Below are 13,127 nucleotides of genomic sequence, written 5' to 3' on the forward strand. Positions count from 1 at the left end.
AAATCCATTGGACAGGCAAGAGATATTGTTCCTTTAGCCTGCAAAGTATGGCAAGAGACCGGGGAAATAGCTTACTTCCATGCGTGTTTTTATCAGGAAAAGCTATGTCGGCGGCATCCAGCTATTCAGAATGATCTTTTTCTTCGGGGAAATTTATTTCATCTTCCGCGAACAGCTCCTCGAGTTCTTTCAAGGCTTCGCGCTGTGATTTTATTAGCATTTCCGGGTAGCCCGGATTGGCGCTTTGTTTATTCAGCGTTTCAGAATCGTGACGATAAAAGCGCTCTTTTGCATAGGCCGATTTTTCTCGGTCAATTCCATGGACAGCAGAGCTTGCTCGCCAAGGTGCATGCTCGACAAAAGGGTGTCGCGGATAATAACGTCGACCCCCATGAGGATGGCGGCACTTTGCAGCGTGTCCACGGAACGTTTCCTGCGGCTATCCGCCGGTGATTGCCAGTGCCATATGCCAGAATAAGGCAATGAGTAACAGAATCATAGGGATTGCCACGCCTGGCCGAGCCAGCCAACCGACTACGGTCTCGCGACCGCCTCCCACAATTGCAATCAGCGAGGCCAGGCTCCAGATAACCAGAGGTACCAGAATCGCAGCCGTCACCCGTCACCCGTCACCCGTTGCCAGCGCCAGGCGTGGACACCGGTCCCTGCCGATCCCAAGCCGCGAGCCCGGCTTAATGCTGCACGATTGTCGTTGTCCCGCATTTCGCTTACCCCATTTGCCATAGTGCTAGTGCTCAGGTCACCAGCGTCAGTCCGATACTCGAAAAAACCACGATCCATCCCGACCGGTAGATGTCAACCAGCTCAAAACCAATCACCGCATCCCACAGTAAATGGCGAATACCGTTACACAGGTGAAAGAACAGCGCCAATGTCCAGATGAACAGCAGTAACAAGCCCAGAGCAGAGCCAAGCCAGGCATTGAGATGAGTGAAGGCTTGCGCCTCGGTGGCGGCCGTTAATAACCATCCCACCAGCAATACGGCCCCGAGACTAAGGAAGAGTCCACTCAGTCGATGACCAAAAGACAGCACCGAGGTGAGCTGCGGGCGATAGACTTGCACATGGGGTGATCCAGGTCGTGACCTATGATTCATGACGGCTGCCTCCAAATTTCAACTCTCTATTCAACTCTCTATTCAACTCTCTATTTAACTCTGTCGCGTAATCATCTTGCGCTTGATTTCGGCGATTGCCTTACCCGGATTAAGACCCTTGGGGCAGGTGCGGGTGCAGTTGAGAATCGTATGGCAGCGATACAGCCGAAACGGATCATCTAGTTCGTCCAGGCGCTCGCTGGTCGCCTGATCACGGCTGTCGGCCAGAAAACGCCAAGCCTGCAAGAGTACCGCGGGGCCCAGAAACCGGTCGCCATTCCACCAATGGCTCGGACAACCGGAGGTACAACAGAAGCACAGAATGCATTCATAGTAGCCATCCAATTTACTGCGATCTTCCGGTGATTGCAGATGTTCTATGCCGCTTGACGGCGCCTCGGCCTGCAGCCAGGGTTTTATAGCCGCATACTGGGCGAACGCGTGGCGCAGACCCCCTCCCGGCAAGAGCGGCGAAAGGAAAGCGCTTGAATAGCGTCTTGCGCGGTAGTTCATCGGAAGACTTGATCAACATTTTTATCTCCTCGCCCCATCAAAGGGCCCACCGTGATGTTTCACCATGGCAGCGATTAAGCTATCGACTGGCCTCTCCCGGCGCCAGCAATTGTCGAAGTACACAGGGCAGAATACCGCCGTGCCGGTAGTAGTCGGCCTCGGCCGGGGTGTCGATGCGCACGATGGCATCAAATGTCCGGGTCTGGCCCTGCGGGTTTGTAACCGTGACACGCAGCTCGTGGGCTGGCGTCTCGTTATCCGCCAGGCCGGTGATCCCGAAGGTTTCTTCGCCTGTTAACCCAAGGGTCTCGGCATGCTGGCCATCGAGGAACTGCAGCGGCAGCACGCCCATGCCGATCAGATTGGAGCGATGAATACGCTCGTAGGATTCGGCAATCACGGCGCGCACGCCGAGCAGGGCGGTACCTTTCGCTGCCCAGTCACGGGAAGAGCCCGAGCCATATTCTTTACCGGCCAGAATTACCAGTTGCGTATCGGCTGCCGCGTAATTCTGGGCGGCCTCGTAGAGGGTGGTGACCGGGGCATCGGCCCGGGTGAAATCGCGGGTGAATCCGCCCTCGGTGTCGGGAACCAGGTGATTGCGCAAACGGATGTTGGCGAAGGTGCCACGAATCATCACTTCGTGGTTACCGCGACGCGCACCGTAGGAGTTGAAATCCTTGTGCTCGATATTATGTTCCATGAGATAGCGACCCGCCGGCGAATCCGGTGCGATCGCCCCAGCCGGACTGATATGGTCGGTGGTCACCGAATCGCCGAGCTTGGCAAGCACCCGGGCGCCGGTAATATCGGTCAAGGGAGCAGGATCGCGCTCCATACCGTCGAAGAACGGCGGCTTGCGCACGTAGGTCGAATCAGGCTGCCACTGGAAAGTATCACCCTCGGCAATATCCATGCCCTGCCAGCGTTCGTCCCCAGCGTAGAGATCGGAATAGCCATCGGTGAACATCCCGGCGTGCAGATTCGCCGCGATTGTGTCCTCGATGGTCTGTGGCGAGGGCCATATATCGTGCAGATAGACCGGCTTGCCGTCAGAGTCTTCACCTAAAGGATCGTGCAGCAGGTTAACGTGCAGGCTGCCGGCCAGAGCATAGGCCACCACCAGCGGTGGTGATGCCAGAAAGTTCATCTGCGTTTGGGGGTGAATCCGGCCCTCAAAGTTGCGGTTGCCGGACAGTACCGAGCACACGGTCAAATCGTTGTCGTTGACCGCGGCGCCGACTTCCGGGATCAGTGGCCCCGAATTGCCGATGCAGGTGGTACAACCGTAGCCGACCAGATGGAAACCGAGCTTTTCGAGATACGGCGTCAAGCCGGCGCGTTCGATGTAATCGCTGACCACCCGGGAGCCGGGCGCCAGCGAGGTTTTGACCCAGGGTTTGCTGACCAGTCCTTTGTCCACGGCATTTTTGGCCAGCAATGCGGCGCCGAGCATGACTGACGGGTTGGAGGTGTTGGTGCATGAGGTGATCGCGGCGATCACCACCGAACCGTGGTCGATTTCACACTGGCTGCCATCAGCCAGGGTTATCGGGATAGGGTTGGGTGACCATTCGGTGCCGCAGCCATCGTCGGGAAGCGCTCGCGGCGCATCGCTGGGATCACTATGTATGATCGAGATCGGATCGCTGGCCGGAAAGGAGGCATCAGAGGCTGCGTCAAGACCGACCCGCAGCGCGTCAGCCTGGGATTGACCGGCAAGCAGCGCGCAGACCGCATTCGGCGCGATACGCAGTGGCACTCGGTCCTGCGGGCGCTTGGGCCCGGCCAGCGACGGCTCGACGCTGCCAAGATCGAACTCCAGGATTTGGGAATATTCGGCTTCGTGCTCCGGGTCGTGTTACAGGCCCTGTTCTTTGGCATAGGCCTCGACCAGGAGGATTTGATGCTCGGGCCGCCCGGTCAGGCGCAGATAGAAGATGGTGTAGGTCGCATCGTCGACTTTGAGTGTATCGCGGGTATTGAAACTGTTGGATGACATGAGAAACTCCCCACAGCATGTGGGTTGTAAGATCGGGGGCGGGGGCTCCCGATTTTAATTAAACAAAGCAGATGATCGGAAGGGCGGCCACTGGCGCGCATGACCTTTGAGATGGGCTTAATCGACAGGCGCCCTTGACAAGACCATAAGCGCCTCCTAGTTTAGGACTGACTGATGATTGGCAACATAAGCGAGTTTGTTGCCGATCTTGGTGGGTTCCTTGGACGGCAAATCACAGAAGCCATTAGCAGGATAACTATGCAACAGGGCGGGACAGTGTTGATTGCCGAGTACTGGGCCACCGGGCTTTTTGTTCTGGCAGTCATAGGCCTGTGCACTTTCATGATCGGCGTGTCCGCGCTGCTCGGCGGGCGCAGTCAGGGGCCCAGCAAAGGGTTGCCTTTCGAAAGCGGCATCATCGGCACGGGTAGCGCACGCCAGCGTTTTTCCATCCAGTTCTATCTGGTCGCAATGCTCTTCGTAATCTTTGATATCGAAGCCATGTTCCTGTTTTCCTGGGCCGTGTCGGTGCGCGAGGTGGGTTGGGGCGGCTTCTGGGGTGCCGCAATATTTATCGGCATACTTCTCGCAGGGCTGGTGTATGACTACCGTTCTGGTGCGTTGGATTGGGCTCCCGTAGGTCGCGAACGGCTACATCGAGGAAAGTAATCACTTATTGGTTTTCATCTGGGAGGCACACCATGGCATACAGCCTTACTCGGGCCGAAGATGCAGTGGCAGCAGAAAACGATCGCTACCCCTTAGGTAAGCAACAACAGGTCGAAGACCCGATGAGGCAACAGGTGCACCGCAGCGTGTACACCGGCAAGCTTAAAGATGCGCTCAATTCGACGGTAAACTGGGGACGCAAGAACTCTCTGTGGCCCTATAACTTCGGTTTGTCTTGCTGTTATGTGGAAATGACCACGGCGTTTACCTCGCCCCACGATATCGCTCGTTTCGGTGCCGAGGTCATTCGTGCTTCTCCACGCCAGGCGGATTTCATGGTTATTGCCGGCACCTGTTTTGTGAAAATGGCGCCGATTATCCAGCAACTCTACGACCAGATGCTCGAACCCAAGTGGGTGATTTCCATGGGCTCCTGCGCCAATTCGGGTGGCATGTACGATATTTATTCGGTAGTGCAGGGGGTTGACAAGTTTTTGCCTGTGGATGTTTACGTGGCCGGCTGCCCGCCGCGCCCGGAAGCTTTTTTGCAGGGCTTGCAGCTGCTGCAAGACTCGATTCAAGAGGAGCGTCGCCCACTATCCTGGGTAGTTGGCGACCAGGGCGTATACCGCGCAGAAATGCCGTCCCAGCGAGAGAAGCATCGCGATCGGCGTATTCAGGTGACAGAGCTGCGGACACCGGACAGCGTTTAACCCAAGAATTTCCAGATATTCTCACGCACCTTAGAGCGAGAGGGGCACTGTTACAATGAGCGTTGTTAACCCCAACACCAGCGCGGCAGCCGCTCCCGACCATCGGGCCAGCTCCCTCGTGGCAATGCTGCGAGAGCGCTTTGGTGACCAGGTGCTCCATGAACAGCCCACTTTGACGGGCATGCCGGTGTTGTGGGTGAGCCGGGACGCACTGGTTGAGGTGCTGGCAACGCTGCGCAAGCTACCCGAGCCATTCGAGATGCTGTTTGATTTGTCAGCGGTTGACGAGCGCCTGCGCAGTCATCGCCATGGTCTGCCAGAAGCCGATTTCACCGTGTTTTATCAGCTGCTGTCCGTTTCGGGGAATCGCGACATCATGCTCAAGGTGGCGCTTCTCGAGCAGGATCTGTCTTTGCCTACAGTGATCCCGGTCTACCCCAACGCCAACTGGTACGAGCGCGAAGTCTGGGACATGTTCGGTGTTCGCTTTGACGGACACCCCAACCTTTCCCGTATTTTGATGCCGTCTACCTGGCAAGGCCACCCGCTGCGCAAGGATCACCATGCCAGAGCGACAGAATTTGATCCTTATACCCTAACCGTGGCGAGCCAGGAGCGAGAACAGCAAGCCCTGAAGTTCAAGCCTGAAGACTGGGGCATGAAACGTAAAAACGATGAAACTGATTTCATGTTTCTTAACCTGGGGCCGAATCATCCGTCCGCCCATGGCGCATTTCGCCTTGTATTGCAGCTCGACGGTGAGGAGGTCATCGACTGCGTGCCCGATATTGGCTACCACCATCGTGGCGCAGAAAAGATGGCTGAGCGCCAGTCGTGGCACAGCTTCATTCCCTACACCGACCGTATCGATTACGTGGGCGGCGTGATGAACAATCTGCCCTACGTGCTTGCGGTGGAGAAGCTTGCCGGCATACAAGTGAATGGCCGCATCGAGACCATTCGGGTGATGATGGCAGAGCTGTTTCGTATTACCAGCCACCTGCTATTTCTGGGCACTTATTTGCAGGATCTTGGCGCCATGTCGCCGGTTTTCTATACCTTTACCGATCGCCAGAAGGGCTACGACGTGATTGAGGCGATCACCGGGTTTCGTATGCACCCGGCCTGGTATCGCATCGGTGGCGTAATGCAGGATCTGCCGAAAGGTTGGGACAGGCTCATGCAGGGCTTCGTTGACTGGATGCCTGCCCGGCTCAACGAATACGAGCGTGCGATGATGAAAAACTCCCTGGTATGGGATCGCACCAAACACATCGCCGCCTTCGATACTGCCAATGCCTTGGCCTGGGGCGTCACCGGCCCCAACCTGCGGGCCACCGGTTGCGACTTCGACCTGCGCAAGAAGCGACCCTATTCGGGGTATGAGAATTTCGACTTCGAGATACCACTGGCACACAACGGCGACGTCTTTGACCGTGGCCAGCTGCGCATCGACGAGATGCGCGAAAGCGTGAAAATCATTCAACAGTGCATCAATCACATGCCCGCAGGCGATTACAAAGCAGATCATCCGCTGACCACGCCACCACCCCGGGAGCGCATGCTTGAGCATATTGAAACCCTGATTACGCATTTTCTGCAGGTGTCCTGGGGGCCGGTTCTGCCCGGCAACGAATCGCTGCAGATGATTGAAGCCACCAAGGGCATCAACAGTTATTACCTGACCAGTGACGGCGGCACCATGAGCTACCGCACGCGAATTCGCACGCCAAGCTTTCCGCATCTGCAGCAAATTCCGGTGCTGATGCGTGGCGGCTTTGTGCCGGATTTGATCGCGCATCTGGGCAGTATCGATTTTGTCATGGCCGACGTGGATCGCTGATTATGTCGCAAAATACGAACCCCCTCAGCACTGCCGCCGACCTGATCACGACGGATGGCTTCCAGCTGCACGAGGACGACCGCCAGGCCATGCTCACCGAACGCGACCATTACGAACAGCCTCAGGCAGCCTGCATTGAGGCGCTGAAAATCGTGCAAAAGCGCCACGGCTGGGTGCCAGATGGAGCAATTGTCGCTATCGCCGAAACCCTCGGCGTCGGTGCCGGAGCAGTGGAGGGCGTTGCTACCTTCTATAGCCTGATCTTTCGCCAACCGGTGGGGCGTCATGTGATCCTGCTGTGCGATAGCAGCTCATGCTTCCTCACAGGCTATGAAGCGTTGAGCGAGGTTTTGAGTGAGCGTCTCGGCATAGGCTTCGGCCAGACTACGGGAGATGGCCGCTTTACTCTGCTGCCGGTGTGCTGCCTGGGAGCCTGCGATCGCGGCCCTGCGATGATGATTGGCGATGACACTTTCGGCCCCATCGAAGCAGACGACCTAGATGAACTTCTGGAGGCCTATCCATGACGGTGATACCGAAAGATTCACGGCTGCGCTATCACTGCCAGCTGCGCCAGAGTGCCGAGGAGCGCCACGCTGAGACACACCCGTTGACCTGGCGACTACGCGAGGACGGCGCCCGGGTCGGGTTCGAGGAATATTGTGCGAAGGAGGGTTATCAGAGCGCAAGACAAACCCTGACACAGCGCACACCTGCCGACATAATCGACACCATGAAACAGGCCAATGTGCGTGGCCGGGGCGGCGGTGGTTTCTCCGCCGGGGTCAAGTGGGGCCTGACACAGGTAGGAGATCATCTGCCCCGTGGCTACCTGATCTGTAATGCCGACGAGATGGAGCCGGGTACCTTCAAAGATCGCCTGCTGCTGGAACAGCTGCCGCACCTGCTGATTGAAAGCATGATCATCGCGGGCTATGCCAACCGCTCTTGTTATGGCTATATTTTCCTGCGCGGCGAATACGTGGAGGCGGCGCGCTCCGTGGCCCTGGCCATCGAAGAGGCACGGCAGGCCGGCCTGCTAGGAAGCGACATCGCCGGCAGCGGCTTCGATTTCGATATCGCCTTACACACAGGTGCCGGGCGCTACATCTGCGGTGAAGAAACCGCACTGATCAATTCCCTGGAAGGTAAGCGCGCTAACCCCCGGGCCAAGCCGCCGTTTCCCGGCCAATCTGGCGCCTGGGGCAAACCCACGGTGGTTAACAACGTGGAGACTCTGTGCAATGTGCCAAGCGTTATGCAGCACGGTGCAGATTGGTATCAAGGACTATCCGGTGGACTCAGTGAGGATGGGGGCACCAAACTGTATGGCGTCTCCGGGTTAGTCGAGCGCCCGGGGCTTTGGGAGCTGCCCATTGGCACCAGCGGCCGGGAGATTCTCGAGCGCGCCGGCGGGATGCGCCAGGGCCACACCCTCAAAGCCTGGCTGCCCGGTGGCGGTAGCACCGGCTTTCTGTTGCCGGAACATCTCGATCTGCCCATGGATTTCGGTACAATCGGCCAATACGGCAGCCGCTTGGGCACCGGCCTGATAGCCGTGGTCAGTGAGCGCCAGAGCATTGTTTCGTTGCTACGCAACCTTGAACAATTCTTTGCCCGGGAGTCTTGTGGCTGGTGCACCCCTTGTCGCGATGGTCTGCCCTGGACAGTAAAAATCCTGCAGGCGCTGGAGAGAGGTGAAGGCAAACCAGAGTATATCGAGATCCTCGAGCAGCACACCCTGGGGCTGAATCCTGCGCGTACCTTCTGTGCCCATGCGCCGGGGGCAATGATGCCGCTGGAGTCTGCGATCCGCCACTTCCGCGCAGATTTCGAAGCAGGTATCGCCCATGCACCGCTTGAAGGGGTGAGCTGATGGCAACGATTCACGTGGACGGCAAGGCCTACGAAGTAGACGGCGCGAACAATCTGCTGCATGCCTGCCTGTCTCTGGGGCTCGACATTCCCTACTTCTGCTGGCACCCGGCCATGGACAGCATCGGTGCCTGTCGTCAGTGCGCGGTCAAACAGTACAAGGACAAGGACGACACCCAGGGCGAACTGGTGATGTCGTGCATGACGCCTTCTACAGACAATAGCTGGATCTCCATCGACGACGAGGAAGCCAAGACATTCCGGTCGGAGGTGGTGGAGTGGTTGATGACCTATCACCCTCACGATTGTCCGGTCTGCGAAGAAGGCGGCCACTGTCATCTGCAAGACGTGACGGTGATGACCGGCCACAGCCGGCGCCGCTACGATTTTCGCAAGCGCACCCACCGCAACCAGTACCTGGGGCCGTTTGTTGCCCATGAGATGAATCGCTGTATCAACTGCTATCGCTGCGTGCGCTTCTACAACGACTACGCCGGCGGCACAGATCTCGGCGTCTTCGGCTCGAACAACAACTTGTATTTCGGGCGCCATCAGGAAGGCGTTCTGGAGAGTCCGTTTGCCGGCAACCTGACCGAAGTGTGCCCCACCGGCGTGTTCACTGATCAAACCCACTCGGATCGCTACGTCCGCAAATGGGACATGCAGTTTGCGCCCAGTGTCTGCCATCAGTGCGCGGTGGGCTGCAATATCAGCCCGGGGGAGCGCTACGGTGAGATTCGCCGCATTGAGAATCGCTATCACGGTGAACTTAACCGTTACTTCTTATGCGATCGCGGACGTTTCGGCTACGGCTACGTCAATCGCACCGACCGGCCGCGCCAGCCTGAATGGCGTAGTGAGCGTAGGAGTGACGATCATGGCGAGCGCGCCGATGAGATAGTCATCCTGGAAGTGGACCCGGCGCTGGATCGCGGTGCTGATCTGCTGCGCAACGCCCGACGGGTAATCGGTATCGGCTCGCCGCGGGCAAGTCTGGAAAGCAATCATCAACTGATAGAGCTGGTGGGCCGGGATAACTTCTCCAACGGTATCGTCGCCGCAGAGCTGGCCTGCCTTGAACGCATGGCGGAACTGGAAACCTCCTGCGGCTTGCCGATTCCTACGTTGCGAGAGGTGGAAGCGCACGACGCGGTGCTGGTGTTGGGCGAAGACATGCTGCACAGCGCCGCGCGCCTGGCTCTGGCGGTGCGCCAGGCAGTGCTGGCCTTGCGCGACGCCTTGGCGGAGGAGCGGGGAATCCCGACCTGGAACGCTGAAGCCGTGAAGACCTTGGCTCAAGACAGCCGGCACCCGCTGTACATCGCCTATCCCAACGCCACCGAACTCGACGGAATCAGTGCCGACAATTGGCAACTGGCACCTGCAGATATCGCCCGCTTAGGCTTCGCCATTGCTCATATTATCGACGGTAACGCACCTGCGGTGCCGGGGCTCGATGCGGCTCTGGCAGCGGCGGCGCAGACGGTGGCCAAACAGTTGATAGCGGCGGAGAGACCACTGGTAATCAGCGGTGGCTCATTGGAGTCCACCCAGGTACTCGATGCGGCGGGCAGCATTGCCCGGGCACTGTCGCGGCGCACCAAACGCGCCGGCCTTATGCTCATTCGTAGGGAAGCCAACAGTACAGGCCTTACCATGCTGGGCGGTCGTCCACTGGAGTGGGCCCTGGATGAAATCGTCGAAGGCCGGGCAGATGCCCTCGTGGTATTGGAAAACGACCTGTACGTCCGGCTGCCGGAAGCGCGGGTTGACGCCGCATTAAATACGGCAACCGCGTTGGTCGTGCTCGATCACCAGCGTACCCGCACCTGGCAGCGAGCCAGGCTTGGCTTGGCCGCCGCCAGTTTCACCGAGGCGGACGGCACGCTGGTCAATCTGGAAGGCCGGGCCCAGCGGTTCTACCAGGTCTTCGATACGAGCTATATGCGCCCGGAGTCCCGCATCCACCAAAGCTGGCGCTGGCTACACGCCCTGCGTATCAGCCTCATTCGCGGCGAGGACAGCACCATTACTCTGGATGAGGCCACTGAGGCCTGTGCCCAGGATTATCCGGCACTGGCCGACATTGTTGCGAGCTCTCTGAGCGCGGATTATCGAGTTAAAGGCGTTAAGTTGGCCCGGGCTCCCCATCGCTTCAGTGGGCGAACGTCTCTGCGTGCCAACATTGCAGTGAGCGAACCGCGCACGCCCCAGGACCCGGATACGCCCTTTAACTTTTCCATGGAAGGTTACAGCGGTTTCGATCGGCCTCGTAAAGAAGTGCCATTCGCCTGGGCCCCGGGCTGGAACTCGCACCAGGCCTGGAATAAATTTACCGATGAAGTGGGTGGACATCTGCGTGGCGGCGATCCCGGAGTGCGCCTGGTTGCACCGCGGCCCGGTGCGTATCGCTATGCCAGCGATATCCCCGCGGCCTTCGAACCGCAACAGGACCGTTGGCAGCTGCTGGTGTTGCCGCGACTGTTTGGCGGCGAGGAAACTTCCTCCCGCTCCGCGCCCATTGAAGAACGTGCGGAACGGCCGACCATTGGTTTATCCAGCGCAGATGCGGCACGGCGGGGGTTTGAGCAGGGCGCATCGCTGACACTAGAAACAGAGACCGCGTGTCTTACCCTGCCATTACGCTGCGATCAGCGTTTACCCAGCGGTATCGTCAGCTTGCCGGCAGGAATATCCAGCGAATTCAGCAGCGGCGATTGGGCCAGGCTTGAGGCTTCGGGCCCAGACTATAAGGAGGCGCGCGAATGAGCTGGATAACCCTTGGCGACTGGCGACCCGAATGGTTGACCCCGACGGTGATGGATATCGCCGTGGCCATGATCCAGGCAGTGGTCATTCTGCTGGTAGCGGTGCTGGTGGGGGCAATCCTCACGGTGGTAGAGCGTCGCCTGCTGGGCTGGTGGCAAGACCGTTACGGCCCCAACCGGGTCGGCCCCTTCGGCTCCCTGCAAGTGGTCGCCGATATGATCAAGATCTTCTTCAAGGAAGACTGGATACCGCCCTTCGCCGACCGGACCCTTTTCGTGCTGGCCCCGGCGATTGCCATGGCATCGCTGCTGCTGTCATTCATGATTATCCCCATCACGCCGGGCTGGGGCGTAGCAGATTGGAACATCGGCCTGTTGTTCTTCCTGGCCATGGGCGGCATTAATGTCTATTCGGTACTGCTGGGCGGCTGGGCCAGCGCCAACAAGTATGCGTTGATCGGTGCCATGCGATCTTCGGCTCAGACCATCTCCTATGAGGTCTTCATGGGGCTGTCACTGATGGGTGTTGTTGCCATGGCGGGCACCTTCAACCTGCGCGAGATCGTCAATGCCCAGCAAGGAATGTGGTACATCGTTCCCCAGTTTCTGGGTTTCTGTAACTTTCTCATTGCCGGCTTCGCGGTAGTGCACCGTCACCCCTTCGATCAGCCCGAAGCGGAGCAGGAGTTGGCAGACGGCTATCACGTTGAATACTCCTCTATGAAATTCGGCATGTTCTTTATCGGCGAATATGTCGGCATGCTGTTAATTTCGGCGCTCGTGGTGACGCTGTTCTTCGGTGGTTGGCACGGGCCGTTGCTGTCACCCATTGTCTGGTTTGTACTCAAGACCAGTGTCTTTTTGATGCTGTTCATTCTGGTGCGAGCTGCGCTGCCCCGCCCGCGTTACGACCGGGTGATGACCTTTGGCTGGATTGTCTGTCTGCCGCTGACGCTGATCAACCTTCTGGTAACCGGCGCGGTGATACTGCTTGTTGCGCCAGGCTAGGAGCATTCGAATGGATGATGAACGAGGAGCAACTGCCATGTACAAGGGACTTTTAAAAGGTACCTGGTCGCAATTGCGCACCCTGGGCATGGTTTTCATGCACGGCTTTCGCAAGCGCGAAACCGTCAACTATCCCGAAGAAGAGGTCTATCTGTCGCCGCGCTACCGCGGGCGCATTGTGCTGACCCGGGATCCGGACGGTGAGGAGCGCTGCGTGGCTTGCAATCTGTGCGCCGTAGCCTGTCCAGTGGCTTGTATCTCGTTGGAGAAGGGCGAAAGGGAAGATGGGCGCTGGTACCCCGAATTCTTTCGCATTAACTTTTCGCGCTGCATTTTTTGCGGCATGTGTGAAGAAGCCTGCCCGACCTCGGCGATCCAGCTAACGCCAGACTTCGAGATGGGTGAATACAACCGCCAAGAGCTGGTCTATGAAAAGGAAGATCTGTTGATTAGCGGCCCTGGCAAGGACCACAACTATAATTTCTACAAGGTAGCGGGCATGGCCATCGCCGGCAAAGACAAGGGTAAGGGCGTGGCGGAATACGAGCCGATCAAGGTCACCACGCTGCTTCCCTGAAGCCGCCTCGCCAGCGTCGCCTCGCTGGAGAGTAGTGGAAA

12 protein-coding genes and 2 pseudogenes are annotated in these 13,127 nt (G+C 58.3%); 8 read left to right on the forward strand and 6 right to left on the reverse strand.

What is annotated here, in order from left to right:
• Positions 1-252 precede the first annotated feature (252 nt).
• The 6 genes and pseudogenes from MELB17_RS24555 to MELB17_RS26465 all read right to left on the reverse strand — a co-directional run bounded on the left by MELB17_RS24555 (position 253) and on the right by MELB17_RS26465 (position 3,633).
• Positions 253-423 carry a hypothetical protein gene (locus MELB17_RS24555; RefSeq protein ID WP_007349992.1) on the reverse strand — a complete coding sequence of 57 codons (171 nt, stop codon included), beginning with the start codon at positions 421-423 and terminating at the stop codon, positions 253-255.
• Between the two features lie 16 nt (positions 424-439).
• Positions 440-619, reverse strand: a complete 180-nt coding sequence (locus MELB17_RS23240; protein WP_007349993.1) for a hypothetical protein — start codon at positions 617-619, stop codon at positions 440-442.
• Between the two features lie 136 nt (positions 620-755).
• Positions 756-1,118 (reverse strand): succinate dehydrogenase, cytochrome b556 subunit, encoded by a 363-nt coding sequence (sdhC, locus tag MELB17_RS09460; protein WP_036184271.1) that lies wholly within the window; start codon positions 1,116-1,118, stop codon positions 756-758.
• Between the two features lie 54 nt (positions 1,119-1,172).
• Positions 1,173-1,556 (reverse strand): annotated as a pseudogene (locus MELB17_RS09465) (4Fe-4S dicluster domain-containing protein); the annotation flags it as partial.
• A 154-nt stretch (positions 1,557-1,710) separates the two neighbouring features.
• Positions 1,711-3,474: pseudogene (locus tag MELB17_RS09470) on the reverse strand (aconitate hydratase); the annotation flags it as partial.
• Positions 3,475-3,492: 18 nt separating this feature from the next.
• The gene (locus tag MELB17_RS26465; RefSeq protein ID WP_007349997.1) at positions 3,493-3,633 is read right to left on the reverse strand and encodes a hypothetical protein; all 141 of its coding nucleotides are present in this window, start codon (positions 3,631-3,633) and stop codon (positions 3,493-3,495) included.
• Positions 3,634-3,891: 258 nt separating this feature from the next.
• Here MELB17_RS26465 and ndhC point away from each other — a divergent pair, with 258 nt between their 5' ends.
• From ndhC to nuoI, 8 genes are read left to right on the forward strand one after another with little or no spacing between them, the layout of a single operon-like run.
• The gene (ndhC, locus tag MELB17_RS09475) at positions 3,892-4,302 is read left to right on the forward strand and encodes an NADH-quinone oxidoreductase subunit A (protein WP_036184372.1); all 411 of its coding nucleotides are present in this window, start codon (positions 3,892-3,894) and stop codon (positions 4,300-4,302) included.
• Between the two features lie 32 nt (positions 4,303-4,334).
• Positions 4,335-5,015: a NuoB/complex I 20 kDa subunit family protein gene (locus MELB17_RS09480; RefSeq protein ID WP_007349999.1), complete on the forward strand. Its 681-nt coding sequence runs from the start codon at positions 4,335-4,337 to the stop codon at positions 5,013-5,015.
• A gap of 55 nt (positions 5,016-5,070) precedes the next feature.
• Positions 5,071-6,858, forward strand: a complete 1,788-nt coding sequence (nuoC, locus tag MELB17_RS09485; RefSeq protein WP_007350000.1) for an NADH-quinone oxidoreductase subunit C/D — start codon at positions 5,071-5,073, stop codon at positions 6,856-6,858.
• Between the two features lie 2 nt (positions 6,859-6,860).
• Positions 6,861-7,385 (forward strand): NADH-quinone oxidoreductase subunit NuoE, encoded by a 525-nt coding sequence (gene nuoE / locus MELB17_RS09490; protein ID WP_007350001.1) that lies wholly within the window; start codon positions 6,861-6,863, stop codon positions 7,383-7,385.
• Positions 7,382-8,734 (forward strand): NADH-quinone oxidoreductase subunit NuoF, encoded by a 1,353-nt coding sequence (nuoF, locus tag MELB17_RS09495; RefSeq protein ID WP_007350002.1) that lies wholly within the window; start codon positions 7,382-7,384, stop codon positions 8,732-8,734. The genes nuoE and nuoF overlap by 4 nt, the downstream gene beginning before the upstream one ends.
• On the forward strand, positions 8,734-11,502 hold the full coding sequence (gene nuoG, locus MELB17_RS09500; protein ID WP_007350003.1) for an NADH-quinone oxidoreductase subunit NuoG: 2,769 nt from the start codon (positions 8,734-8,736) through the stop codon (positions 11,500-11,502). The genes nuoF and nuoG overlap by 1 nt, the downstream gene beginning before the upstream one ends.
• Positions 11,499-12,509 (forward strand): NADH-quinone oxidoreductase subunit NuoH, encoded by a 1,011-nt coding sequence (gene nuoH / locus MELB17_RS09505; RefSeq protein WP_007350004.1) that lies wholly within the window; start codon positions 11,499-11,501, stop codon positions 12,507-12,509. The genes nuoG and nuoH overlap by 4 nt, the downstream gene beginning before the upstream one ends.
• A 37-nt stretch (positions 12,510-12,546) precedes the next feature.
• Positions 12,547-13,086 (forward strand): NADH-quinone oxidoreductase subunit NuoI, encoded by a 540-nt coding sequence (gene nuoI, locus MELB17_RS09510; protein ID WP_007350005.1) that lies wholly within the window; start codon positions 12,547-12,549, stop codon positions 13,084-13,086.
• Positions 13,087-13,127: the final 41 nt, after the last annotated feature.

Origin of the sequence: Marinobacter sp. ELB17 (assembly GCF_000169375.1) — a bacterium.
GTDB lineage: Bacteria > Pseudomonadota > Gammaproteobacteria > Pseudomonadales > Oleiphilaceae > Marinobacter.

Bases quoted from the DNA above. Each gene is read 5' to 3' on its own strand.
- nuoH (WP_007350004.1), top strand. From the start codon at position 11,499: ATGAGCTGGATAACCCTTGGCGACTGGCGACCCGAATGGTTGACCCCG.
- MELB17_RS26465 (WP_007349997.1), bottom strand. From the start codon at position 3,633: ATGTCATCCAACAGTTTCAATACCCGCGATACACTCAAAGTCGACGAT.
- nuoG (WP_007350003.1), top strand. From the start codon at position 8,734: ATGGCAACGATTCACGTGGACGGCAAGGCCTACGAAGTAGACGGCGCG.
- nuoF (WP_007350002.1), top strand. From the start codon at position 7,382: ATGACGGTGATACCGAAAGATTCACGGCTGCGCTATCACTGCCAGCTG.
- MELB17_RS09480 (WP_007349999.1), top strand. From the start codon at position 4,335: ATGGCATACAGCCTTACTCGGGCCGAAGATGCAGTGGCAGCAGAAAAC.
- ndhC (WP_036184372.1), top strand. From the start codon at position 3,892: ATGCAACAGGGCGGGACAGTGTTGATTGCCGAGTACTGGGCCACCGGG.
- nuoE (WP_007350001.1), top strand. From the start codon at position 6,861: ATGTCGCAAAATACGAACCCCCTCAGCACTGCCGCCGACCTGATCACG.
- sdhC (WP_036184271.1), bottom strand. From the start codon at position 1,118: ATGAATCATAGGTCACGACCTGGATCACCCCATGTGCAAGTCTATCGC.
- nuoC (WP_007350000.1), top strand. From the start codon at position 5,071: ATGAGCGTTGTTAACCCCAACACCAGCGCGGCAGCCGCTCCCGACCAT.
- nuoI (WP_007350005.1), top strand. From the start codon at position 12,547: ATGTACAAGGGACTTTTAAAAGGTACCTGGTCGCAATTGCGCACCCTG.